Annotated in this window: 18 protein-coding genes; 5 read left to right on the top strand and 13 right to left on the bottom strand. The window is 73.1% G+C overall.

What is annotated here, in order from left to right:
* Positions 1-252 precede the first annotated feature (252 nt).
* The 3 genes from hisG to ACJOT3_RS00105 all read right to left on the bottom strand — a co-directional run bounded on the left by hisG (position 253) and on the right by ACJOT3_RS00105 (position 2494).
* A complete protein-coding gene (gene hisG, locus ACJOT3_RS00095; RefSeq protein ID WP_406967378.1) occupies positions 253-1107 on the bottom strand; it encodes an ATP phosphoribosyltransferase in 855 nt (284 codons plus the stop codon).
* 89 nt (positions 1108-1196) lie between these two features.
* Positions 1197-1460 carry a phosphoribosyl-ATP diphosphatase gene (locus ACJOT3_RS00100; protein WP_306367642.1) on the bottom strand — a complete coding sequence of 88 codons (264 nt, stop codon included), beginning with the start codon at positions 1458-1460 and terminating at the stop codon, positions 1197-1199.
* A 254-nt stretch (positions 1461-1714) separates the two neighbouring features.
* Positions 1715-2494 (bottom strand): SDR family NAD(P)-dependent oxidoreductase, encoded by a 780-nt coding sequence (locus ACJOT3_RS00105; RefSeq protein WP_406967498.1) that lies wholly within the window; start codon positions 2492-2494, stop codon positions 1715-1717.
* Positions 2495-2827: 333 nt separating this feature from the next.
* Here ACJOT3_RS00105 and ACJOT3_RS00110 point away from each other — a divergent pair, with 333 nt between their 5' ends.
* Complete coding sequence (locus ACJOT3_RS00110; protein ID WP_406967381.1) at positions 2828-3529, top strand: class I SAM-dependent methyltransferase; 702 nt, start codon at positions 2828-2830, stop codon at positions 3527-3529.
* A gap of 35 nt (positions 3530-3564) precedes the next feature.
* On the opposite strand, the gene ACJOT3_RS00115 is transcribed toward ACJOT3_RS00110, so the two are convergent.
* Genes ACJOT3_RS00115 through ACJOT3_RS00130 form a run of 4 tightly spaced genes read right to left on the bottom strand, consistent with a single transcriptional unit; the run spans position 3565 to position 10991 of the window.
* Entirely contained in the window at positions 3565-5466 is a 1902-nt protein-coding gene (locus tag ACJOT3_RS00115) for an amino acid adenylation domain-containing protein (protein ID WP_406967383.1), read from the bottom strand.
* A 57-nt stretch (positions 5467-5523) separates the two neighbouring features.
* Positions 5524-7509, bottom strand: coding sequence for a hypothetical protein (locus tag ACJOT3_RS00120; protein WP_406967385.1), 1986 nt, complete (start codon positions 7507-7509; stop codon positions 5524-5526).
* A 38-nt stretch (positions 7510-7547) separates the two neighbouring features.
* Entirely contained in the window at positions 7548-9560 is a 2013-nt protein-coding gene (locus tag ACJOT3_RS00125) for a hypothetical protein (protein ID WP_406967387.1), read from the bottom strand.
* A 45-nt stretch (positions 9561-9605) separates the two neighbouring features.
* Positions 9606-10991, bottom strand: a complete 1386-nt coding sequence (locus ACJOT3_RS00130) for a hypothetical protein (RefSeq protein ID WP_406967389.1) — start codon at positions 10989-10991, stop codon at positions 9606-9608.
* Between the two features lie 357 nt (positions 10992-11348).
* Between ACJOT3_RS00130 and ACJOT3_RS00135 the strand changes: the two genes are divergently transcribed.
* Together ACJOT3_RS00135 and ACJOT3_RS00140 are read left to right on the top strand one after the other, a co-directional pair.
* Positions 11349-11987 (top strand): hypothetical protein, encoded by a 639-nt coding sequence (locus tag ACJOT3_RS00135; RefSeq protein WP_406967391.1) that lies wholly within the window; start codon positions 11349-11351, stop codon positions 11985-11987.
* Between the two features lie 1135 nt (positions 11988-13122).
* Positions 13123-15489, top strand: a complete 2367-nt coding sequence (locus ACJOT3_RS00140) for a trehalase-like domain-containing protein (protein ID WP_406967393.1) — start codon at positions 13123-13125, stop codon at positions 15487-15489.
* An 83-nt stretch (positions 15490-15572) separates the two neighbouring features.
* Here the strand turns inward: ACJOT3_RS00140 and ACJOT3_RS00145 are convergent, their stop codons facing one another.
* Positions 15573-16358, bottom strand: coding sequence for an SDR family NAD(P)-dependent oxidoreductase (locus tag ACJOT3_RS00145; RefSeq protein WP_406967395.1), 786 nt, complete (start codon positions 16356-16358; stop codon positions 15573-15575).
* Between the two features lie 120 nt (positions 16359-16478).
* On the opposite strand from ACJOT3_RS00145, the gene ACJOT3_RS00150 reads away from it, so the two are divergent.
* Entirely contained in the window at positions 16479-17141 is a 663-nt protein-coding gene (locus ACJOT3_RS00150; RefSeq protein ID WP_406967397.1) for a TetR/AcrR family transcriptional regulator, read from the top strand.
* Positions 17142-17403: 262 nt separating this feature from the next.
* Here the strand turns inward: ACJOT3_RS00150 and ACJOT3_RS00155 are convergent, their stop codons facing one another.
* From ACJOT3_RS00155 to ACJOT3_RS00165, 3 genes are all read right to left on the bottom strand, one after another.
* A complete protein-coding gene (locus ACJOT3_RS00155; RefSeq protein ID WP_406967399.1) occupies positions 17404-18102 on the bottom strand; it encodes a hypothetical protein in 699 nt (232 codons plus the stop codon).
* 282 nt (positions 18103-18384) lie between these two features.
* Positions 18385-19791 carry a dihydrolipoyl dehydrogenase gene (lpdA, locus tag ACJOT3_RS00160; protein WP_406967401.1) on the bottom strand — a complete coding sequence of 469 codons (1407 nt, stop codon included), beginning with the start codon at positions 19789-19791 and terminating at the stop codon, positions 18385-18387.
* A 191-nt stretch (positions 19792-19982) separates the two neighbouring features.
* Complete coding sequence (locus tag ACJOT3_RS00165) at positions 19983-20645, bottom strand: TetR/AcrR family transcriptional regulator (RefSeq protein ID WP_406967403.1); 663 nt, start codon at positions 20643-20645, stop codon at positions 19983-19985.
* A 116-nt stretch (positions 20646-20761) separates the two neighbouring features.
* On the opposite strand from ACJOT3_RS00165, the gene ACJOT3_RS00170 reads away from it, so the two are divergent.
* Positions 20762-21466: a DUF998 domain-containing protein gene (locus ACJOT3_RS00170; RefSeq protein ID WP_406967405.1), complete on the top strand. Its 705-nt coding sequence runs from the start codon at positions 20762-20764 to the stop codon at positions 21464-21466.
* A 264-nt stretch (positions 21467-21730) separates the two neighbouring features.
* On the opposite strand, the gene ACJOT3_RS00175 is transcribed toward ACJOT3_RS00170, so the two are convergent.
* Positions 21731-23311, bottom strand: a complete 1581-nt coding sequence (locus ACJOT3_RS00175) for a hypothetical protein (RefSeq protein ID WP_406967407.1) — start codon at positions 23309-23311, stop codon at positions 21731-21733.
* A gap of 125 nt (positions 23312-23436) precedes the next feature.
* Positions 23437-24540 (bottom strand): winged helix DNA-binding domain-containing protein, encoded by a 1104-nt coding sequence (locus ACJOT3_RS00180; RefSeq protein WP_406967408.1) that lies wholly within the window; start codon positions 24538-24540, stop codon positions 23437-23439.
* Positions 24541-24765 lie beyond the last annotated feature (225 nt).

Below are 24765 nucleotides of genomic sequence, written 5' to 3' on the forward strand. Positions count from 1 at the left end.
GCCGCCCGGACCGGTAGCGGACGACCGAAAACCCGCCCCGACCCGAAGCCAAGCCGTGCAGTCGGACACACGAAGGGGCTCGCGGTTCCCCGCGAGCCCCTCGCCCCTCCGTCGCCCCAGGGCATGTGCGGCCGTCGCCCACCAGCTGAAACGGATACGCCATCCGCGGCGCACACCCGGCGAGCAGCAGGCGCAGCCGCCAGCCATTGGCCCCCTGCCGCGCAACCGGATACGTTATCCGCCGAGTCCGGCCTACAGGCGGCAGGCGTAGATGTCCGTCACCAGGATCGCGCGGGCTCCCAGCTGCCACAGGTCGTCCATGATCCGCTGGGCGTCCCGGCGCGGCACCATCGACCGCACCGCCACCCACCCCTCCCGGTGCAGCGGGGACACCGTCGGGCCCTCCATGCCGGGGGTCAGCGCCACCGCCGCCTCCAGGCGTTCGGCGTGCACGTCGTAGTCCATCATCACGTAGTCGCGGGCGACCAGGACGCCGCGCAGCCGCCGCAGCAGGGTGTCGAACTTGGCGTCGGGCTCGGCGTCCACCGGGCGGATCACCACCGCCTCCGACACCAGGATCGGCTCCCCGAAGGTCTCCAGCCCGGCCTGGCGCAGCGTGGTTCCGGTCGACACCACGTCGGCGACGGCGTCGGCCACCCCCAGCTGGACGGAGCTCTCCACCGCCCCGTCCAGGTGGATGACGCGCGCGTCGATCCCCTCCTTGTCCAGGTAGGAGCGGAGCAGCCCGTCGAACGACGTGGCGACGCGCTTGCCGTCGAGGTCTGCGACCTTCATGTTCGCGCCGTTGGGGGCGGCGAACCGGAACGTGGACCCGCCGAACCCCAGCGGCAGTACCTCGTCCACCGGCGCCCCGGAGTCCAGCAGCATGTCGCGGCCGGTGATCCCGGCCTGGAGGATGCCCTCGCCGACGTACACGGCGATGTCCTTGGGGCGCAGGAAGAAGAACTCGGTCTCGTTGTCGGGATCGACCATCACCAGGTCGCGGCTGCTCTTGCGCTGCCGGTACCCGGCTTCGCGCAGCATCTCGACGGCGGGCTCGGACAGCTGGCCCTTGTTGGGCACGGCGATCCTCAGCATGTCGGGCATGTGTCTGGCTTTCTGTTGGCTCTGCGTAATGGCTCTGCGTGGTTGAAGACGTCGAGCGGCCGTACGCGCCGTGGTCGGGGCGCGCCGACCTACAGATGCTTGTAGACGTCTTCCAGCCGCAGGCCACGGGCCAGCATCAGAACCTGGAGGTGGTAGAGGAGCTGCGAGATCTCTTCGGCGGCCTGCTCATCCGATTCGTATTCGGCGGCCATCCAGACCTCGGCTGCCTCCTCGACGACCTTCTTGCCGATGGCATGGACGCCGGCGTCGAGTTGGGCGACGGTCCCGGACCCCTCGGGTCGGGTGCGCGCCTTCTCGGACAGCTCGGCGAACAGCTCTTCGAAGGTCTTCATGGTGTCTTTCCTCGACCGACAGTGCACTGACAAGCCTAGGCGGTGCGGCCACCATCCGTTGCACTCGGGGGCGGGAGTCTCACCATGCGGTCACGGGAGCACGTGACATGCGGCATTGCGGTCGCCCAGCGCACCCGTCCGCCCGTACCGCCCGCCCGTTGCACCTGTACACCCGTTCGTCGCACCGGCCACTCCGCACACGCACATCCGCACGCACACGCACCCGTCCGCCCGCACGCACGCGCACCGCTACGTCACACCATGCGCCGGGCCAGCAGCCGCACCAGCGAACGCGGCAGCACCTTGAGCAGCCCGTCGGCGGTCTTGTACTGGGCGCCGGGGACCACGTGGGAGCGCCCGGCCGCCCAGGCCCGCAGCGAGTCGCGGACGATGTGCTCCTTGGGCACGAACGCGAACTCGGGCAGCCCCTTCTCCTGCACGCCCCGCGTCATGTCGGTGCGCACGAACCCGGCCACCACCACGGTGACGGACACGTCCCGGCCCCGCACCTCCGCGGACACGCTCTCGCTCCACAGGGTGAGGAACTTCTTGCCCGCCCCGTACACCGACCCGCCGGGGTTGACGGCGGGCTCCCCGGCCAGCGAGGACACGGTGATGACGCCGAGCTTGGCCTTCTCCCCCGCCTCGCGGCGGGCGATCTGCACCGGCAGCACGGCCCGGGTCAGCAGCAGGACGGCCCGAACGTTGAGGTCGAGCATGGCGTCGATCTCGGCGGGGTCCTGTTGGGTGAACACTCCGCCGTCGCCGCGCCCGGCGTTGTTGACGAGCAGGTCGACGGCGGGGGTCCCCCCACCGCCGTCGGCGGTGAGGCGCCCGATGACCTCGTTCACCCCCTCACGCGAACCCAGGTCGGCGGGGAGCACCTCGACGGGGGTGCCGTAGAGGTCGCGGATCTCCTCGGCCAGCGACTCCAGGAGTTCCTTGCGCCGGGCCACCAGCACCAGGCCGTAGCCGCGCTGGGCCAGTCGGCGCGCGTACTCCTCGCCGATGCCGGAGGAGGCGCCGGTCACCAGCGCGGTCCGGGAGTGTTCGGTGTCGCCGCCGGAATCGGTGCCCGCCTCGGCGCCGGAATCGGTACCGGCCCCGGTGTCGGTCCCGGCCCCGGTGTCGGTCCCGGCCCCGGTGTCGGTCCCGGCCCCGGTACCGGTGTCGGCCTCGGTCCCGGCACCGGTGCCGGTCTCGGTCCCCTCGTCCGCTTCGCTCATGGGATCAGCCTAGCCACCAGGGTCCGAGCACCACCGCCGCCGGGGTTCCCGTGCGAGCCGTGGGATGGTCCACACCGGCAATTCACGACGCGGAATCACCGGCGTCTCCCATCGGGGGCCGCCAGGGGTTAGCGTTCGGTTATGTCCGAGACAAAGAGCACCGCCGGACCCCTCGCCGCCCTCGACGAGCGCCTGCGTGACACCAGGCTGTTCTTCACCCAGGCGCTGCGGACGTTCCATGCCACCGGTTCCATCGTGCCCAGCAGCCCCGCGCTGGCCGGCGCGATGGCCGAACACGTCCGTGTCCGTCCGGTCCCCGACGAGCCGCTGCGGATCATGGAGGTGGGCGCGGGAACCGGGGCGATCACCCGCGGTATCGCCGCCGCCATGCGCCCGGGGGACACCGTCGACCTGGTGGAGGCCAACGCCGAGTTCGCCGCCCACCTCGAACACCTGCTGGAGACCGACCCCGCGCTGTCACCGATCGCCCCGCAGGCGAAGGTGCACGCCAAGCTGGTCGGCGACATGGGCACCGACCGCACCTACGACGTGATCCTGTCGGGGCTGCCGTTCGCGAACTTCACCGCCGACTCCGTCCGGGAGATCCTGGAGTACTACTTCGAGGTGCTGCGCCCGGGCGGCCACCTGTCCTTCTACGGCTACCTGTACACCAAGGAGGTGAAGGCGGTCATCGCCCGCCGCGAGGACTACCTGCGCCAGGCCCGCACCAGCTGGGTAGTGCAGGACTGGATCGACCGGTACGGCGTCCGGTCCGACAAGGTGATCGCCAACATCCCGCCCGCGTTCGTGCACCACCTGCGCAAACCCGAGAAGACCTCGTGACCGCCGGGGCCCGCCCCCGGGCGGGCCCCCACCTTCTACCCTCTTTCTTCGATCCGCGCGATCGCCTCGCGCAACCGGGCGACCAGTTCCCGGTCCTGGGCGACGCCGCGCCTGCCGAGTGCCACCGGTGACACGTGCGCGGTGCGGTCGGAGCCGAACAGCGCGCGCAACCGCGGCAGCGCTCCCCGAGCCGGAGGACCGATCTCCCCGAGCAGCCGCACGGCGGCCAGGCCGGTGCCGGTGAGCACTCGTTCGCCCAGGTAGGGGTGCTCGGTGTCGAGCAGCGCGGCGAGCACCGGACCCGCGTCGCCGGTGATCCGCCACAGGGCGCGCAGCGCCTGCGCATCGTGTGCTCCCCGTACGGCCGTGTACTCCCGCAGGTCCGCCTCGTGGCGGGTGGCGGCGGGCCCGGCCTCGGCGAGCAGCGCCCATTCCCGGTCCTGCCACCGAACGCCGAAGGGGCCGAGCAGGTCCAGCGCCGTCTCCGCGTCGCCGGTGAGCCGCAGATACGCGTGGGCCCGCCCGTGCCCGGCCGCGGATTCCCGCACCCGGCCGGCGTGCCGCGCCGCGGCGGGGCCGATCGCCGCCAGCGTCGCCACCAGGCCGGGGTCGCGGTCGGCGCCGCCGAGCAGATCGGCGACCTTGTCGGCCAGCGGGGCCGCACGGGCGCCCCACACCGCCAGGGCGGGAGCGGTCCACCGGGCCTCCCAGGGGTCCTGCCCCATCCGCTCGTGCAGGTGCGGCAGCAGCTCGTCGGCGCGGGGCGTGAACGCTTCCGAAATCTCCTCGAACGTGGGGTCCCAGCCCCACGGGTTCCGCGAAGGGATCGGGTCGAACCCGAACAGCGGCAGTTCGGCGCGGTCCAGGAACAGCGCGAGCGCGCGGGGGTCGCCGAGCCGGGCCAGGACGAGCAGCGCCTGCGCGGCATCCTCGCCGGGTTCCGCCGCGATATCGGCCAACCGGTCCGCCCACGGGCGGGCCCGCCCCCCGACGGCGGACAGCAGCCGCACCGCCCACCGCCGGACCTCCGGATCAGGGTCGTCCAGCAGCGGTGCGACCCGCCCGGGCCACGTCCCGGCCGCCGAACGGAACTCCCCGACCAGGTCCGCCACCGCCCGTACAGCGGCCGCACGCACCCGAGCGTCCACGTGCCCGAGCAGGTCCCGGGTGACCCGTTCCCGCCCATCGCGGTCCAGCACCCGGTGGATCCAGACCTGGGCGTACCGGAAACGCCGAGGATCCCGGCCGTCGGCGCCCAGCCCGGCGGCCCGGAACCACCGGGGGCTCGGTTCCCGGACCAGGTGGCCCATGGCCTCCCTGGCGATCGGCACCGGATCCTCGCAAGCCCCGAGCCCGGCCGGCACCCGCTCGTCGCGGTCCCCGTTCTCGAACCGGTCGCGCACCCACCCCGGAACCGGCCCGCCGCGCCCGATGAGCCGGACGACGGCGGCCAGGAACCGGAGCCGGACCTCGGGGTCGGGCTCGGCCTCCCCGTATTCGCTCAGGGCCTCCACCACCGCGGTGGCCTCGCCCCGTCCGCAGGCCAGCGCGTCGACGACCGCGGAGCGCACCGCGGGGCGGGGGTCGGCCAACAGGGTCTTCAGGTCGGCGACCGGCACGGGCAGGTCCCAGGCGGAGCACACGTCCCCGACCAGCCCCAGGGTGTCCAGCCGGACCTGCGGGGGCCGCCCGGTGTCGACGGCCGCCCGCACCAGGAACGGCAGCGCCGCGGGCACCGCCGAGGGGATCCGATGCCCGTACCCCCGGTCGGCCAGGCTCATGGACAGGTCCTCGATGGCGCCGACGGCCTCCCCGAGGTCCCCGGTGAGCGCCGCCGCGAGATCGTCGCGCACCCCGGCGCCGCCCTCCCCGTAGCAGCCCTCCAGATCGGCCCACGGAACCTCGTCCAGTCCGCGCAACCGCACGTCATCACCCATGCCACCACCGAACCGCTCCCTCTGTTCCCTCGGCAAGCGGTTTTCGGCGGCCCGGCCTCATCCTGTTTCGATCCGCGCGATCGCCCGGTCGAGCAACGCCAGCAGCTTCCGGTCCCGGACCACATCGCGCCATCCGGAACTGCGGTCGCCCGGCCTCCGGGGGGCGGCCCGCAACTCCCGCAACCGCGGCAGCGCGGGTGCGGCCGCCGCGCCCATCTCCTCCACCGCCCGCACCGCCGCCGGGCCGGCCCAGGAGTACACCCAGCCGCCCAGCGGCGCGTGGTCGCCGTCGAGCAGGGCCCGCAGAGCCGTGTCGGCGTCCCCCGTCATCCGCCAGTACGCCAGCGCAGCTCTGGGGTTCCTCTTCTCCGACTCCGCGCGCACCGCGTCGACATGGCGTGCGGCCGCCGGGCCGAGTTCGGCGAGCAGGGTCCAGTAGGGGGTCCACAGCCGGGGGCCGGCCTCCTCCAACAGCGCCAGAGCGCCTTCCGCATCCCCGGTGAACCGCCAGAACGCCAGCGCCGCAGAACCGTTGTTCTCCGGCCCCGCGAACCGCCGGACCAGTACCGTGTGCCGTGCCGCCGCCCGGCCGATCTCGGCGAGCACCTCCAGCTCCCGCGACGGGTGATCCGACTCCTCCAGGCGGGCGGCCACCCCGTCCGCGAACGGAGCCGCCGCCGGGCCCCATTGCTCCAGCGTCGCCAGGGCGGAGAGCCCACCCTTCTTCGGTCCGCGCAACAGCCCGCCCAACGCGGGGGCGAGCGCTTCGGCCTCATCGGCGAGCAGGCCCAGCACATCGGGCATCGCCGGGGAGAAGAACCATCCGGCGCCGTGACTCTGCCCGGCGGTGAGCCCGAAGCACGGTTCGTCGGCCCGTTCCAGCAGCAGCGGCACCGCCCGTGGATCCCGCAGCCGGGCCAGCCCGAACAGTGCGGCCGCCCGCTCAAAGGCGTCCTGTCCCCCGGCGGCGCACTCGGCCAGTGCGTCCGCCCACGGCACGGCGGCCTCCCCCGCCACCGAGACGATCTGCACCGCCCGTGTCCGGTCCACCGCCCACGGCTCCGCGAGCAGCGGACCGAGCGTGTCGGCCCAGGTCTCCTCGGCGCCCCGGAACTCGCCGACCAGCCCGGCGGCGATCTCCACCGCACCTGACCGCGCCCCCGCATGCCGGGACCCCAGCAACCGGCGGGCCAGATCCGCGCACTCGTCGGGCCTCTCGGCCAGTGCCTTCGCCACTCGGTGGACGATGTCCCCGTTCAACGCACGCTCGTCGGTGACATGGTCTCCATAAGTCGAACGCAGCCACGACGGCCTCGGGCCGCCCTCCTCGACCGCGGCCACGGCGAGGCCGACGGGGTCGTCCGGCAGCAGCAGCGGGTTCCGGAAGCCGATGACCATCCGCGTGTCCAGGTCCCCGTGGTCGCGCAGCTCCAGCAGCCACCGCACGTCCCCCTCGGCGGCCGCGACCCACGCCGCCCCGTCCGGATGCCGGCCCACCAGTTCGGCGATGGCGTTCAGCAACTCGAGCCGGACCACCTCATCGGGTTCGGCCTCCCAGCGGCGCCGGAGGACACGGATCATCCCGTCCGCCTCGTCCACCGCCCAGGACACCACCCACGCGGCCGCGCGGCTCACCAGCGGTTCACCGTCACCCAGCAGCGCGACGACCTCCGGCAGCGCGGCCTCCCAGGCGGGCCGCCAGCCGGGATCCACAAAGCGCGGTTCCGCCTCGTGCCCGCTCTCCCCCAGGCAGGCCACCAATTCCAGGGCGTCGTACCTCACCGACACGGGACGGGTTCCATCGGCCGCCAGTCGCACCAGGAACGGCAACAGCGGAGGCGCCGCCGAGCAGATCTGGCCGCCCTGGTGGTACACGTTCACGTTCAGATCGTCGACGGCCGACCGTGCCTGCTCCTCGTCGCCGGTGAACGCCGTGGCCAGCAGCTCGGGCACACTCTCGGCGCTGCCGTAGACGTCTTCGAGGTCACCCCACGGCACCTCGTCCACGCCGTCCGACCCGGAGATGTGTCGGTCCTCGGTCACGTTCGCTCTTCTCTGTTCCAGTGAAGGTGGAAGGGGATTCAGCCCTCGATGCGGGCGATGGCCCCGTCCAGCAGATCCAGCAGTTCCCGGTCCTGGACGACGTCCCGCCATCCGGAATCATGACGCCCCTGCGACCGCGGTCGCCGCGGATCGGCCCGCAGCGCCCGCAGCCTCGGCAGCGCGGGTGCGGCGGCGGCGCCCATCTCCCCCAGTACCCGCACCGCCTCCCGACCCTGCCAGAGGGCCGTGAGCGCCGTCATCGGGGCGGCCTCCCCGTCGAGGAGCAGCCGCAGGACCGTGTCGGTGTCACCGGTGAGCCGCCACAGCGCCAGGGCGGCCCGCGGATCCGCGCCGTCCTCTCCCGCCGCCCGGCGCACGGTGTCCAGGTGGCGCGCGGCCGCCGGACCGAGTTCGGCGAGCAGGGCCCACACCGGTCCCCGCTGCCGGCGGTGGAACCCGCCGATGAGGTCCAGTGCCCCTTCCGCGTCACCGGTGAGCCGCCAGAACGCCGGCGCCGCGGCGCCCCCGCGCCCCGGTTCGGCGTTGCGGCGGACCGTTTCCGCGTGCCGCGCGGCGGCCGGGCCGATGGCGGCGAGAACGTTCAGCGCCGCCCGGGCCCGCCGCCCGGTGTCCAGGTGGGCGGCCACCTTATCGGTGAGCGGGGCCGCGGCCGGCCCCCACGACTCCAGGGGGAGCAGCACGCCCAGGGCGTCGTCGCCGTCCCTGAGCAACCGTTCCCGCAGCCAGGGCATGAGCGTGTCCGCCTCGTGGACGAGCGGTTCCAGGACGTCGGGCAGCCCGGGAGCACACGACCACCCGCGGTGCCCTCGTGATCTGGAAAGACCGAAACACGGTTCCCCCGCCCGTTCCACCAACAGCGGTACCGCCCGGGGGTCGCGCAGCCGGGCCAGCGCGAGCAGGGCCGATGCCCGTTCGGCCCGGTCCTCGCTCAGGGCCGACCGTTCGGCCAGCGCATCCGCCCACGGCACGGCCGCCTCCCCGGCCACCGCGAGGATCTGCGCCGCGATCGTCCGGGCCTCCGTGACGGACTCCCCCAGCAGTTCACCCGCGGTGTCCGCCCACACGGTCTCGGCCCCCCGGAATTCCGCGACCAGCCCGGTCACAGCGTCCACCGCGCCGAGCCGCGCCCCCGGGTACGGCGACCCCAGCAGTCGGCGGGCCAGGCCGGTGCGGGCGTCGGGCCGGGCGGCGAGCGCGCGGGAGACCCGGAGCAGCGCGAGCCGCCGGAACCGCTCCTCGGTGTCGCGCCGCCAGAAGTAAGCCCGGAACGCCGCCCGCTGCCACGGCGGGCGGCCATCCCGTTCGACCGCCTCGGCGAAGAGGCCGACCGGGTCGTCCGGCAGCAGGAGCGGGTCGGTCAGCGCGATGATCGCGCGTTCGTCGACGTCGCCGTGGTCGCGCAGGTCCAGCAGCCACCGCACGTCCCCGGCGGCGGCCGGGATCCGCGCCGCACCGTCCGGGTGGCGGGCTGTGAGCCGGGCCGTGAACCGGGCCGCACTCTCCAGCAGCACCAGTCGTACCTGTTCGTCCGGTTCCCGTTCCCAGCGGCTGCGCAGGAAGGACGGGATTCCGTGCCTGTCCGCAGGGGTCCAGGCCAGTGCCGAGGCCGCCTCGGAGCGCAGCTCCGGCTCCGGGTCCGCGAGCAGCGCCACAAGCCCCGGAACCGCCGCGGCCAGGGCGTCCTCCCAGCCCGGAGCCACGAATCCGCGTTCCGCCTCACATCCGCAGCGGGCGAGCTCCACCACCAGGAACACGGCCGCCCGGCGCACCGCCGCCGGACGTGTCGGGTCGGCGGCCAGTCGCAGCAGGAACGGCAGCAGCGGCACCGACACCGGGAGCACTGCGCCGCCCTGGTGGTGCACGGCGCCGAGCATCGCCGTGACCGCCTCCCGTGCCGGAACCTCCTCGGCGGTGAACGCGACCTTCAACCGTTCACGCAGGTCACCCGCACTGCCGTAGAAGTGCTGAAAGGTGTCCCACGGCACTTCGTCCACGCCGTCCAGCCCGGGGATGTGTCGGTCCTCGGTCACGTTCGTTCTTCTTCTCTGTGGAAGGCGGGCATGCAGGCAGGGGATTCAGCCCCCGATGCGGGCGATGGCCCCGTCCAGCAGGCCCAGCAGTTCCCGGTCCTCCAGGACGGCCCGCCAGCCGGGTCCCGCCTCCCGGTAAGGACGCTCGGGCGCGTCCCGCAGTTCACGCAAAAGCGGCGTTGCGGGCGCGGCGGCACCGCCCATCTCCCCCAGCACCCGTACCGCCTCCCGGCCGGACCGCTCGCCGACCGACTCTCGCAGCGGCGCACCCTCCGCCTCGGCCAGGACCCGCAGCACGGTGGCCGTGTCCCCGGTCATCCGCCAGTACGCCAGCGCGGCGACCGGCTCCGCCCGCTCCACCGGTGTGCGCAGCCGGTCGACGTGGGCGCGGGCGGCCGGCCCCAGCTCGGCGAGCAGGGTCCAGTAGGGCACCCAGGCCCGGGGTCCGACGCCTTCCGCCAACTCCAGGGCCGCTGCCGCGTCGCCGGTCATCCGCCAGTAGGCCAGGGCCGCCGCACCGTCGTCCCGTGCCCCCGCGAACCCCCTGACCTGCTCCGCGTGCTCCGCCGCCCCGCGCCCCACAGCCGCGAGGACGGCCAGTTCCCGCGCCGGGCGGGAGGAGCAACGCAGCCGTTCGGCCACCGCGTCGGCGAGCGGCGCCGCGGCGGATCCCCAGGCCTCCAAGGCGAACATGACCCCGAGGGCGTCGTCGCCGCCCTTCTCCAGGAGTTCTCGCAGCAAGGGTGTCAGGGCGTCCGCCTCATGAACGAGGGCCTCCAACAGGTCGGGCAGCCCCGGCGAGGACCACCCCGTGTCGCCCTGCGGGGCGTAGGGCAACCCGAGGGCCGTCCACCCCCTCCCCTCCTGCAACAGGGGAACCACCCGGGGGTCGCGCAGCAGTGCCAGACCGAGCAGTGCGGCGCCCCGCTCCGCGGACCCCGTTGGCGCAAGCCCCGTCGGTGTGGCCCTCAACTCCGTGGCTCGTGACGCCGTGGTTCTTGACGCCGTGGCGCCTGCATCCGCGACCGCACGCTGGGTATACGCGGACGCGCGCTGGGCCAGAACGTCCGCCCAAGGTGCGGCCGCCTCCCCCGCCACCGCGAGCAGCGGAACGGCGCGCTCCCGCACCGGCTCCCACGGATCGGCGGCCAGCCTGCCGACGGTGTCGACGCATGTGCCTTCCGTGCCCCGGAGCCCGTCGACCAGCGTTGCCACCACCTCGACCGCTCCCAGCCGAACCCCGTCCCGCGCGGACCCGGCGAGCCGGGCGGCGAGGTCGGCGCACCGGTCGCGGTCGCCGTCCAGGGCCACCGCCACCTGGACCAGGGCTCCCGGCACCGCCCAGGCGTCGGCGATGTGGTCGGCGGAGAGAACCCGTACCCACGGCGGCCGGGGGTCGTCGCCGTCGACCGACGCGGCGGCCAGGTCCACGAGGTCGCCGGGGCCGCCAGGGGTGCCAGAGCCGTCAGGGGCGTCAAAGGTGTCAGGTCCGCCAGGGGCATCAGGAGCACCGGAGGCACCAGGAGCACTGGGGACACCGGGGGCACCAGGAGCACCGGGGGCACCAGGAGCACCAGGGGCTTCGGGGCCGCCAGGAGCTTCAGGGATGCCAGAGTCGCCAAGGATGCCAGGGATGCCAGAGTCGCTAGGGGTGCCGGGGGTGCCGGGGGTGCCAGAGTCAATAGGGGCGTTGGGGCTGCCAGGGGCGTCCGGGATGCCAGAGGTGCCAGAGGACTGTAGAAGTGCGGGTGCCCGCAGGGCGAGGGTCAGGCGTTCGTCGGCGCCGCCGTGGTCGCGCAGATCCAGCAGCCAGCGCACGCGGGGGTCCCCGGCCTCGACCCACGCCCGTCCGTCGGGGTGGCGGTCGACAAGGCCGGCGGCGGCCTGGAGCAGCCGGAGCCGGAGCACCGAATCCGTTTCAGCTTGAAGCCGGATGATCGAATCCGGTTCGACTCGGAATCGGACACCCAGATCAGCTTCGACACCCCCATGATGGATAGCCGAATCCGTTTCAGCATGAACATGGATCACCGAATCCGGATCGGCTTCCTCGGAGCGGAGGGCAGAATCCGCTTCAGCCCGGCATCGGATAGCCGTATCCGGTTCGGCTCGGCGGCGGATGGGCGAATCCGGTTCGCCCTGGTGGCGGATAGCCGTATCCGGTTCGACCTCCCATCTGCGACGCAGGGCATCGAGCGCGGCAGGGGCATCGTCGAGGGCCCGGGCGAGCACGGCCGCGACCTCGGAGCACACACGCGGGTCGGGGTCGTTCAGCAGAACGGCGAGCTCCGGCAGAACGGCCGACCGTTCGGCGGAACCCGCCGGGTCGCCGGATCGGTACAGGCTCTCCACCGCCATCAGGGCGTCACAGCGGACTTCCATCGGACGGCCCTCGTCGGCGGCCATCCGAACCAGCGACGGCAGTAGGCCGCTCGGGACTGCCCCGCCCCCGCTGATGTGCTCGTCCAAGGCGGCGAGGGCCGCCAAGGCCTCCTCCTCAGCGGCGACGACCGCGGCCGCCAACAGCCCCGCCGGGTCACCGGCCTGGGCGTGCGCAGGCCTCAGGTCGCGCCCGGGCTCCGCGTCGGAGTCGCATTCGTCGGTCATGACCCCACCGAAGCCCGTCGGCCCCACCCCGGTCAACCCCGGCCCGTTCGCCCCCGCACGCGACCGCCCGCTCCCCGTTCACCGGACCGGCGACACCGGCAAGCCGCCCAGGACCGACCCGTCCCCACCGATGCGCTCGCCCAGAACGGCAAAGGCCACGATCGTCCACTGCACCGCCGAATCACCGGACCGGCGACACCGGCAAGCCGCCCGGGATCAACCCGCCCTCACCGATGCACTCGCCCAGAACGGCAAGGGCCGCGACCATCGGCAGCACCGCCGAGTCACCGGGGCGGCAACAACGGCGGGCCACCCGGGACCACCCCCAGTCGCACCGCAGCGGCTTCCCACCACCCCGACCGGCTCCCCGCTTCCGGCTTGCGACCCCACTGTTCCGGAAATGTGATCGCGGTCCACCCGGTCGACCGCGCCCGTCGGGCCGCACACGCGGACCGACGGCAGCCAGGCACGACCATTCGACGTTCTCGCAGGTCAACGCCACCGCAAAATCCCCGGCGGCCGGTGGCGCATCGCACATCGCCCAATCCACCAAGAAGAGGGAGAATCCCGCCCATGTCGGCTTTGCGTCTTTTCTACACATTCGCCGCATCCGGTGGCCGCCTTCCATCCCGGACACACCCTCGCCATCCACGCGAAACATCCCTAGAGTGACCTGCATCACGCTCCCCACGGGTCTCAGGGGCAACAGACCGCAGGTAGTCTCGCGTTGACTTCCGGAGGACCGGATCTTGACGCTGCGCGCGATCCCTTTCATCCACATCCGCGTTAAAAGTTCCTGAGATCTGTTTCAAGTCCCCTGAAGCCCCACCCGTGCCACAAGCCCCGGGTTCTACGTTTTCCACACCAGACCCGTGTGAACCCGATGTATGCGCACGGAGTCCTAAAGATCACCCATTTTTCCCAGGTCGTTGCGTGGACCAGCGGAGGAGGCACAGTGACGCTCACCCAGGCGGTGGACGCGGTCCCGGGCATGCCGGAAGAGCCCACCGGAGTGACCCCCGACCCCCTTTCCGTCGATGTCCGCCGACGTGTGTCGGCACTGGCCCGCACCTCCCGGCTGCTGGTGGCCTGCGACTACGACGGCGCCCTGGCCCCCCTGGACGCCGACGGCCACCCCGACCGTCGCCCCCTGCCCGAAGCGGTCCGCGCCCTGCGTGAGTTGGCGGAGCTTCCCGGGACGGTGTGCGCGGTCATCTCCGCCCGCCCCCTGCGCGACCTGGCCGCGCTGTCCCGGCTGCCCGGCGAGGTGCGGCTGGTCGGGGCGCACGGCACCGAGTTCGACACCGACCTGGCAGCCGACCCCTCCGCGCACGGCAAGGCCGAGGCCCTGGAGGTGCTGCGCGGGCAGGTCGAGGCCACCGCGGTGCTGTACATGGGCGGCGGCGACGGCGAGGAACCCGTCTTCCTCCACCTGGCCGGCGCCGACGCCGGGATCCGGGTGGGGGACGTGGCCGAACCCTCGGTGGCCGCCCACCGGGTCGCCGACACCCCGGCCGCCGCCCAACTGTTGGCCCTGCTGGCCGCCGAGCGCCGCTCCTGGGTGTTCGGGGAACGCCCGACCCCGATCGAGCGGATGTCGCTGCTGTCCAACCAGGCCTCGGTCGCCTTGGTGGGCCCGGACGCGCGGCTGCTGTGGCTGTGTCACCCCGAGCCGGACTCCCCGGCGCTGTTCGCCGAGCTGTTGGGCGGGCGCTCCGCCGGTGTCTTCGCCATCGCCCCCGCCCACAAGGGCCTGCCGCTGGGGCAGCGCTATGAGCGCGACACCATGACGGTGCGCACCCGCTTCTCCCGGCTGGAGGTCATCGACTACCTGGCCGCCGACACCGGCCCGGGCCGCACCGACCTGGTGCGGGTGATCACCGGGACCACCCCGGCGGTGGTGGAGTTCGCCCCCCGCCCCGACTTCGGCCGCTCCCCGGTGCGGATCACCGCCAAGGACGACGGGCTGATCGTGGAGGGGGCCGAGTTCCCCATCGCGTTGCACGCCCCGGGGGTGTCCTGGCGCATCGACCACGACGGCGTCGACGACATCGCCTACGCCACCGTGCAGCCCACCTCCGAACACCCCGTGGTGCTGGAGCTGCGCTGCGGCACCGACTCCCTGGCCCCGGCCGACCGGCCCGAGGCCGAACGCCGCCGCCGGACGGAGCAGGGGTGGGCCTCGTGGGTGGGGACACTCGATCTGCCCGAGACGGAGCGGCGCCTGGTGGCGCGTTCGGCGCTCACCTTGCGCGGGCTGTGCACCCCCACCGGGGGTGTGATGGCCGCCGCGACCACCTCCCTGCCCGAGGAGATCGGCGGTATCCGCAACTGGGACTACCGGTACTGCTGGCTGCGCGATGGGGCCCTGACCGTGCAGGCCCTGGTCGACCTCGGCTCCACCGCCGAGGCCGACGCGTTCTTGGACTGGGTCCACCGGGTGGTGGCCACCCTGCCCGGCCCGGAGCTGCTCAAGCCGCTGTACTCGCTACGCGGCACCGACCTGGGACCGGAGGAGGTCATCGAGTCCCTGTCGGGCTATGCCGGGTCCCGCCCGGTGCGGGTGGGCAACCTGGCCGACCACCAGGTGCAGCTGGACGTGTTCGGCCCGGTGGTCGAGCTCATCACCCACCTCGCCGCCGCCCGCGGGGTCCTGGCCGACCGGGACTGGGACCTGGTCCAGGAGATGGCCCAGGCCGTGGCCCGGCGCTGGCACGAGCCCGACCACGGCATCTGGGAGGAACGCGACGAGCCCCGCCACCGCGTCTACTCCAAGGTGATGGGCTGGGTCACCCTGGACCGGGCCCTGACCCTGGCCGCCGCCTACCACCGCACCCCCGACCCCACCTGGGAACCCCTCCGCGCGCAGATCGCCGCCGAGGTCATCGACAAGGGGTGGAACGAGGCCGCCCAGGCGTTCACCACCGCCTACGACGGCACCGACCTGGACGCCGCCTCGCTGCACATCGGCCTGTCGGGGCTGATCGATCCGGCCGATGCGCGGTTCCAGGCGACGGTGACCGCGATCGAGGCCGAGCTGCGCAGCGGCCCGACGGTGTACCGCTACCACCGCGATGACGGGCTGCCGGGCGGGGAGGGCGGCTTCCATTTGTGCACGACCTGGCTGATCGAGGCCTATCTGGCCACGGGGCGGCGGGCCGAGGCCGAGGAGCTGTTCGCGCACCTGGTGGACTGTGCGGGGCCGACGGGGTTGTTGCCGGAGGAGTTCGATCCGGTGAGTGAGCGGGCGTTGGGCAATCATCCGCAGGCGTACTCGCATCTGGGTCTGATCCGCTGCGCCCGACTCCTCGACCAGGGCTGACCGAGCACGAACACACGGACCGAACGAACACGGGGCCGTGCCGCGGAACGTCCGCGGCACGGCCCCTTTTCACGCCCCCGGGGTCAGAAGTGGGTACCCCCGTCGATGCGGACCTCGGTCCCGGTGATGAACGCGCCGTCGTCGGAGGCCAGCATCGCCACCACCGACGCCACCGTCTCCGGCCCGGCGAAACCCTGCCCGAGGGCGGGGCCGAGCTTGGCGAACAGCGCCATGTCGGCGTCCTCCGGCAGGCCGGGCCCACGGCTCTGGCCGCTGGCGCCGCTGCCGTCGGTCATCCCGCTGGAGATCGAGCCGGGCTGCACGGCGGTGAAGCGGATCCCGTCCTTGGCGAACTCGGACGCCAGCGCGTGGGTCATCGACTGGATCCCGCCCTTGCTGGCCGCGTACGCGGCCATGTAGGGGTGCGCGAACGCCGCCGAGGTGGAGCTGAAGTTCACCACGGCGGGGCCCCGGCCCCGCTTCAGTTCGGGCAGGGCCTCACGGATCACCAGGAACGTGCCGACCAGGTTGATGCGCAGGACCCGCTCGAAGTCCGCCAGGGCGGTCTGTTCGGTGTGCGACGAACGCAGGATCCCGGCGGCGTTGACGAGCGCGTCGAGACCGCCGAGGGCCTCGACGGCGATGCCGGCGCCGGCGCGCACCGACTCCTCGTCGGAGATGTCCATGAACACCGTGGTCAGCCGCCCGGCCAGGTCCCCGGCCTTGTCGATGGTGTCCTTGAGTCCGGCCTCGCTGACGTCGGCGGCGGCGACGCTGCCGCCCTCGGCCAGCATGCGCAGCACGGTGGCCTGACCGATGCCCGATCCGCCGCCGGTGACCAGGACCCGTCGTCCCTCGTAACGGTTCACGTCCCCTACCTCCTCCGCCGCGTCCGGCCGGGCGCGGCGCTCATGCACGAAATGTCTACATGGCACAACATGCCATATGGACTTTTTATGCCGCCACCTGGGGACCTAAGATCGAGCGCGATGGTCACCGCAGAAACCGAGGGGCCCCGCTCCTCCCTCACCGCCCGCCGCAAGGCCGCGACACAGGTGGAGATCGCCCGGGCCGCCGCCCGGCTCTTCGCCGAGCGCGGCGTCGACAACACCACCGCCGAGGACATCGCCGATGCCGCCGGGGTGGCGCTGCGCACGTTCTACCGGTACTTCCGCACCAAGCAGGACGCCGTCGCGCCGCTGCTCAGCACCGGTGCGCAGCGCTGGCGGGACGCGCTGGCCGCCCTGGAGGAACCCGGCGACGGCGGACCGGCCCCGGGGCTGCCCGAGGCCGTGGAGCGGTCCGTCGTGGACGCGCTGACGCCCGAGGGGCCGGAGGAGGAGCGCGCCCTGGAGTGGACGCGCGCCCTGCTGCGCGCCGCCCGGGAGGACGCCACCCTGCGGGCCGTCTGGTACCGGGTCAACCAGGATTCGGAGGAACGCCTGGTGCCGCTGCTGGCGGCGGCCACCGGCCGCCCGGACGAGGACCTGGCGGTGCGCCTGGCGGCGGCAGCCGTCACCGACGCCATCCGCCTGTCCATGGAGACCTGGTCCGCCGGGGACGCCCCGCCCGGCGGCGAGGACGGCCCCGCCGCCCTGGCCGCCCGCTGCCTGCACGCCCTCGCCGGAGGCCTCCCCGACCTCCTCCGCTGACCCGCCCCGCCCTGGGGAACGCCGAACTCTCCGCCCACCCGCACCGGTGCAATGTCACATTGCGCCAAAGGTCACTCCCCTGCGGCCACACCGGACCACCGGACACACATGTCACCCCGGGAACGGCGGAGGCCGTCGGCGGTGTGCCGACGGCCTCAACGTCCGTGTTCCTGGCTCCGTACTCCGGGCGTCCCCGCAGGTTCCGGGGCCCCAGCGGGCTCCGTTCGTCCCGGCGGGCTCCGGTGCCCCCGAGGGGCCGGGGTCAGCCGCGCACCCGCTCCGCGGCCAGCATCACCACGCGCTCCAGGTCCTCGCGCGGCACCTCCTCGCCGTAGGCGATCGCGGTCACGTACAGCTCGCCCGGCAGCGACAGGTACAGGTGGCGGGTGCTGCCGTCCACCGTGCCCACGTACTCCAGGTCGCCGCCCAGGGAGTCGGCCTCGTCCGTGTGGTAGGTGTCGACGTCCACGTCGATGTCCACCTCCCAGTTCATCTCCTCCTCGGCGCCCGGCACCGCCACCACGTCGGGGCTCAGGCTCGGGTCGACGTTGAGGGTGAACACCAGCGTGAACGTGGCCGTGCCCGGGGTCCCGGTGCCGTCGCTGAACGAGCAGGTCAGCTGCTCGGCGTCGGCGAACCCCTCGACCTCGCCGCGGTCCTCCGCCAGCACGGTCCCCGGGGCGAGGTCCCCGACGACCTCGGCGGCGCCGGCCTCCGCGCACGACGCGGGCAGCACGTACTGCGCGGTCTCCTCTTCCCCCTCCTCGTCCTCCGGGCTCGGGCTGGCACTCGCCTCCGGACTCGGGGACGCCTCCTCCCCGTCCCCGGAGAAGAGGGTGAAGTCCGTGTCGAACTCGTCGAACTCGACGACGTCACAGCCGACCAGGACGAATCCGCCGATCACGGCGGCGACGGCGGCCGTGCCCAGGCACGACAGGGGGGAGGACGGGATCAGTCGCATGGGTGGCTCTCGATGTTCGGAAGGGCGCCGGACGAAAGGGGACGGTTCCGGCGGGGGACACAGGGAAACTTAGCAAGTCTGCCGACGCTCCGCCGCCGGACCCGGCCACACCGCCTCCGCCCGGCCCTCCGCTCCGCCCTCCGCGGAGCGGTCCGCCCCGGGATCCCGGGAACACGGCGAAGGGCGCCGCGGCCGGTCCACCGACCCGCGACGCCCTCCGCTCCGCCTGCTGTCCGCCGTCCACTGCCCACCACCCGCACGGGGGCGGGCCCCGGCGGCCGGCTAGAAGTTGATCATGTGCCCGGACAGCCCGTGCACGGCCTCCTTGACGGCCTCGCTCAGCGTCGGGTGGGCGTGGATGTTGCGCGACACCTCGTGGACGGTCAGGTCCCACTGCTGGGCCAGGGTCAGCTCCGGCAGCAGCTCCGTGACGTCGGGGCCGATCATGTGGGCGCCCAGGATCTCCCCGTACTTGGCGTCGGAGAGGACCTTGACGAACCCGCGGCTGTCGCCGATGCCGTGCGCCTTGCCGTTGGCCATGAACGGGAACTTGGCGACCTGCACGTCGAACCCGGCCTCGCGGGCCTCGTTCTCGGTGTAGCCGAAGCTCGCGATCTGCGGCTGGCAGTAGGTGGCGCGCGGGATGAACTTGTAGTCGATCTCCTGGGTCTCGGCCCCGGCGATGGTCTCCACCGCGACGATGCCCATGGCCTCGGCGGTGTGCGCCAGCATCAGCTTGGCGGTGACGTCGCCGATCGCGAAGATGTTCGGCACGTTGGTGCGGCCCCGGCCGTCGATGGCGATGGCGCCCCGGTCGGTGAGCTCCACACCGGTCTTCTCCAGGCCGTAGCCCTCGACGTTGGGCGCGAACCCGATGGCCTGGAGCAGCTTGTCGGCCTCCAGGACCTGCTGCTTCCCCTCCGTCGTGGTGACGGTGACCTTGACGTTGCCGCCGGTGTCCTCGACGCTCTCCACCCGGGTGGAGGTGAGGACCTTGACGCCGAGCTTCTTGTAGGCGCGGGAGAGCTCCTTGGAGACCTCTTCGTCCTCCAGGGGGACGATGCGGTCGAGGAACTCGACGATGGTGACGTCCACGCCGTAGTTGGCCAGGACGTAGGCGAACTCGACGCCGATGGCGCCCGCGCCGGCGATGATGATGCTGCCGGGCAGCTCCGATTCGAGGATCTGCTCCTCGTAGGTGACGACCCGCTCGGACAGCTGCGTGCCGGGCAGCAGCTTGGTGGAGGAGCCGGCGGCGATCACCGCGTGGTCGAAGGTGACGGTCTCGCTGGAGCCGTCGTTGCCCGCGACCTCGATGGTGTGGTCGTCGACGAAGGTGCCGCGGCCGTCGATCTCGGCGATCTTGTTCTTCTTCATGAGGAAGTGGACGCCCTTGACGCGGCCGTCCGCGACCTCGCGGCTGCGGCTGAACGCCTTGCCGTAGTCGAACTCGACCTTGCCGTCGACCTTGATGCCGAAGAAGTCGGCCTCGTTGGTGAAGAGGTGGGCCAGCTCGGCGTTGCGCAGCAGGGCCTTGGAGGGGATGCAGCCCACGTTGAGGCAGACGCCGCCCCAGTACTTCTCCTCGATGACGGCGGTTTTGAGGCCGAGCTGGGCGGCCCGGATCGCGGCGACGTAGCCGCCCGGGCCCGCGCCGAGAACGACCAGATCGAAGTGTCGCTGCCCCATGACGGGATCTCCTTGAGTGTGCTCGTGACTCACCCAGCGCGGTCGGCCTGCCGGGGTGTCGGATTGCCGAACGCCAGCCTAGTCGGGTCCGTGCTCCCTGTGGGCGACCACGGTCACCGCGCCGTTCGATCAGCAGAACCAGGGCCGTTCACCTGCGTATTCCCCGGCCGGGGAGCCCGGGAACGAGTGCGTCAGGAGGGGTGCGGGGCGTAGGCGCGCAGGAAGGCGTTCACGCCGTCGACAGCCCGGCGGTCGATGTCCCCGGCGTCGCCGGGGCGGCCCAGGGGGTCGAAGAGGGCGGAGTCCATGGTGAATCCGAGGACGAGGAACGCGAAGTGTTCGGCGGCCCGGGACGGATCCGTGGCCTGCACCCAGCCGAGCCGGTGGAAGCGTTCCAGGCTTTGGGCGATGGAGGACATGACCAGTCCGGGTGCGGCGAAGTAGTACTGCGAGGCCAAGTCCGGGAAGCGGCTCGCCTCGGTGATGAGCAGGCGGCGCAAGGGAATGATGCGCCCGTCGGCGATGGTGGCGGCCAACCGTCGGCCGACCGTGAGCAGGGCGTCGCGGGCGGCCTCGGGGGTGTCCGCGTGCTCAAGCTCGTCGGTGGCCCGGCGGGCGAACCCCGTGGCGGTGTCGATGGACGTGGCCAGCAGGCTGCGGAAGAGCGATTCCTTGTCGGCGAAGACGTTGTAGACGGTGCGCTTGGCGACCCCGGCGCGCGCGGCAATGCCCTCGATGCTGGTGTTCGCATAGCCGTCGGCGTAGAAGAGGTCGGCCGCGGCGGCCAGGATCGCCTCCCGGGAGCGGGTGATACGCGGATCGGGGCGCGGGGTCCTGGTGTCCGGGGCGTCCATGGGGCCACCCTATCCCTCTCTATTGCACTCTTGCACCACTGAGTGCAATAGTGCACCGAAGGGTGCATCAGATCAGCGGAGTCCTCGTGCACCCGTCTGGCGGAGGGTGATACGACATGACCGCGGAATCCACCGGGGCGGACGGCGGCTTCGACCGTGCCGCCGCCGTGACCCGCTCCCTGCTCGGCTACGGCGTGCTCGTCGGGCCCTTTTACCTGGTCGTCGGGGTGGTGCACGCGCTGCTGCGCGACGGCTTCGACTTCGCCCGGCACCCGCTGAGCCTGCTCACCCTGGGCGGCACCGGGTGGATCCAGATCGCCAACCTGGTGCTGTCCGGGCTGATGGTCTGTGTCGCGGCGCTGGGGGTGCACCGGGCGTTGAAGGGGGCGCGGGGCGCCCGCGCCACGGTCGCCCTGCTCACCGTCTACGGCCTGTGCGTGCTGCTCAGCGGGGTGTTCGTGCCCGATCCGATGGCCGGTTTCCCCGTCGGGGCGGCCGTGCCGGAGACACCCGGCGCGAGCGGGATCGCGCACCTGGCCCTGGGCGCGGTGGGGTTCCTCGCGCTGGCGGGGGCGGCGGTGGCCGGGTCGGTGTGGGCGCGCGCCGCCGGTCGGCGGCGGGAGGCCGTGTGGTCGATCGTCGCCGCCGTCCTGATCGTGGGCGGGTTCTTCTCCGGCGCGGCCCTGGCCACGGTCCCCGGCGGGGTGGCCGGGCTGTGGCTGGCGGTGCTCACGGGGTGGACGTGGCTGGCGCTGTTCTCGGTGACCGTCTACCGGACGGTCCCCCACCCCGACGCCCACCGCCGGGAGTCGGCGACCTGACCCCGCCGCCGTCGGCGTCGCGCGACGCGACCCGCCGGGGTCGGGCCGAGGCAGAGACGATGTGGGGGCGGGTGTTCCCGGGGTTCGCGGGACGACAGCGGACACGGCGTCCCGTGTCCACGTGCCGAGAACCACCGTCTCCGAGGTGTCGGGGCGCGTGATCCGCCGACGGAAGCGGGTGTTCCCGGGGTTCACGGGAACAACCTCTTCCAAGCGCCGGGGAGGGGTCATCCGCCGACACCACCGACCCGTCGGCGGCGGGGTTCAGGAGCCGGACACGGTCCCGGGCGGGGGAGGCCACTTCCAGCGCGGCGCCCACGCCCAGCTGTCCGACACCCCCGGCGGCAGCGGCGGCATCAGGTGCGCGCCCGGCGGGCGGCCGTCGTCGGGCGGGATGTACCCACGGGGTTCGGGCGCCTGTTCGGCGGGGCTCCACGGCTCCGGTGTCTGCCCGGCGATCGGCCACGGGTCGGACGCCTGCCCGGCGAGCGGCCACGGTTCGGGGTCGGAGACGGAGTCCGGCGCGTGTGCGGGCTCCGGCTCCGGCGCAGGGGCGGGTGCGGGCTCGTCCGCCCACCCCACCGCTTCCCCCGGGTACGCCTCCGCCCACGGCCCGTCCGCCGGCGCCTCCTGCGGGGCTCCGCCCAGCACGTCGTCCGACTCCGAGTCCAGCGCCGGGAACGTCGACGACAGCGGCCCCGCGTCGACCTCCTCGAAGTGCGCCGCCACCCCGAAGTGCCGGGGCGGCCGGTGGGCGCCGGTGTCCCCGTGTTCGATGGCGGGCGCCAGCGGGTGGCGCACCGACCCGGCCGGGTGCATGCGCGACCACCACCCGGTCGCCTCGTCCGGGTGCAGTTCCTCGGCGATCGTCAGGCTGCCCGGGATGTGCGCGTGGCGCCGCCCCGCCCGCCACGAGTGGGCGAGCGTCTGCGGTTCGAGCACCAGCACCCGTTCGCCGTCGACCACGGGGATGTCGGCCGGGCACGCCTCGTTGCCGACCCAGGTCCCGTCCCCGCCGACCAGGTCCCATTCGCCGCGCACCACGTCCGCCAGCGGGTCGGCGGTGCCGTCCAGGCAGGCGGCGGTCCACCGCGGGTCCGGGCGGGAGCCGGGCAGCCGCCGCCCCTCCTTGCCGATGAGCGCGTCGGCCAGCAGCGTGTGCAGCTGGAAGTTGTCGCCGATGCCGTCGAACCGGATCCGGAACCCCCGCCAGGAGGCGCGGTCCAGCACCAGCACCGAGTCGGCCTCGGCCATCCGCAGGAGTTCGCCGACCTCGGTGAACTCGGGCAGCCGGGTGGAGAGGGCGTGCACGATCTGGCTCAGCCCCTCCAGGGCGCCGGAGTCGGCGCGCACGGCCGCCCGCACCTGGGCGTCGCCGAGCATGGCCTTGGCGGCGAGCCCGTACCGCAGGCAGGTCCACCAGCCGACGGTGGCCAGGGGCGCGTTCTCGCCCAGGACCTCCTCGACCCGCTGTTCCTCGGCCTCACCCACCTCGCTGGGGTGCGGCGGGGCGCCGCCGCCGGTCTTGTCCCAGGCGTGCATGAACGCGACCGCGGCCTGCCCGTAACTACCGAGCTGGCGCAGCACCTCCAGCCCCACCTGTCCGGCGGGCGCACCGGCCTCCACCAGTGCGCCGGCCAGGACCGCGAGGTCGGCGGCGACGTTGGCCGCGGACTCGCAGTCGGACAGCACGGGGGCCAGCGCCTCCATGGCGACGGCCAGCTCCTCCTGCGGAACCTGCGAGGAGAGCCGGAAGACGTCGTGCACGGCCGCGGGAAACCCGGGCGCTTGTTCAGCGGCGGCATCGAGCACACGTTGGAACGCGGCACGGAACTCTTCAGTCACCCGAGAATCCTTCCATATCACCCCGTATTGTCCGTGGTCCGGATGCATACGTCCACATCAGGGCACCCTTCAACGAAGCGGGCGCGTGATGCCGGCCGGGAAACCGGTGCGGATTCCGCGGTATATCAGGGTTCTACGAACCGGATTCCGTTCCCCTCGGTTTCCAAGAAAGCCAGGGTGCGCTCTCCCTCGGCGGCGACGGCGTCGCGGTCCGCGGGGGTGATCGGCTCGAACAGGGCGACCTCCAGGTGGGGTGCCGCACCCTTGGGGCGGACCACCTTCCAGGAGGCGCGCACGAACCCGTCCACCAGGACCGTTCCCGGCGGCATGCCGTTGCGGGAGGCCAGCCGGGGCCGGTAGTCGTGCGGCAGTACCCGGCTGCGGTCGGCGTGGCCGCGCAGGATGTTGTCGAAGTCGTAGAGGAACCGGACCGGGGCGTCGACGTCCTCGCCGGGCCGGGGCGCGTCGGGGAGGTCGAACAGGGCGGTGCCGTCCTCGGCCCGCAGCTCGACGAGGCGGTCGCGCAGGCCGTCGAGGACCGGCTTGAGCCGGGTGAGCGACGACCACGCCTGGACGTCCTTGACACTGGCCGGCCCGAACGCCGCCAGGTAGCGCAGCACCAGGCCCTCGGGGTCGGGGTCGGCGTCCATGGCCAGCCCGGTCCAGGTGTCGGCGGGCGCCAACGCGGGCGCCCCGGCTGCGCCCCACACCCCGCGCGGGGGGATCTGGACGAAGGGGAGCCGGTCCTTGACCGCGTGGGCGAGGTGCTCGCCGTCCACCTGCGGCCACTGCTCGGCCAGGCGTTCGGCCAGGTCGCGCGGGGTCATCGGGCGGGCGAGGAGGAGGTCGTACCCGGCGCGGGCGATGGCGTCGAGGTCCATGCCGCGGGTGGCCTGGCCGTGGCGGCTGCCGGAGAACCCGCGGTCGATGGCGGGTTGCACGGTGGGGCGCAGAAAACGGCAGTCCTGCGGGGTGACGAGGTGGATGGTGCCGCGCATGAGGGTGATCCGGACGAGTTCGCCGTCGGTGAGCATGCTGCCGACCTTGTGCGGGTCCAGGCCCTCGATGCGGTTCTCCAGGCCGAGGTACCAGGTGTGGGTGGTCTGGGCCTGGAGGCCGACCAGGCGGGTGACCACGTCGGCGACGGGGAGGTCGGTGCGGGAGAGGAGGAGTTGCCGGTCGAGTGTGGCCCGGTTCAGCGCGCGGGTGCTGAGGACGGTCCCGGCCATGGATGGCTCCCTCGACGGACTCGGCGGCGTTCCCCGCACTGTACCGCCCGCCCCCGACATTCCCGGGGCCGCGCCCCGCCGGGACGGCCGCCCGCGCCGGTCGTCCACAGGCCGGGAGGTGGGGGTGGCGGGGTGCGGGTGCGGGGGTGGACCATGGATTCGGGGGGATTGCGTTCCGCTGTTGCCGGGGCACGCTCCCCCCGAATCCACGCTAGCCCGTCGGCC

The organism is Nocardiopsis protaetiae, from assembly GCF_045446735.1.
Lineage (GTDB): Bacteria > Actinomycetota > Actinomycetes > Streptosporangiales > Streptosporangiaceae > Nocardiopsis > Nocardiopsis protaetiae.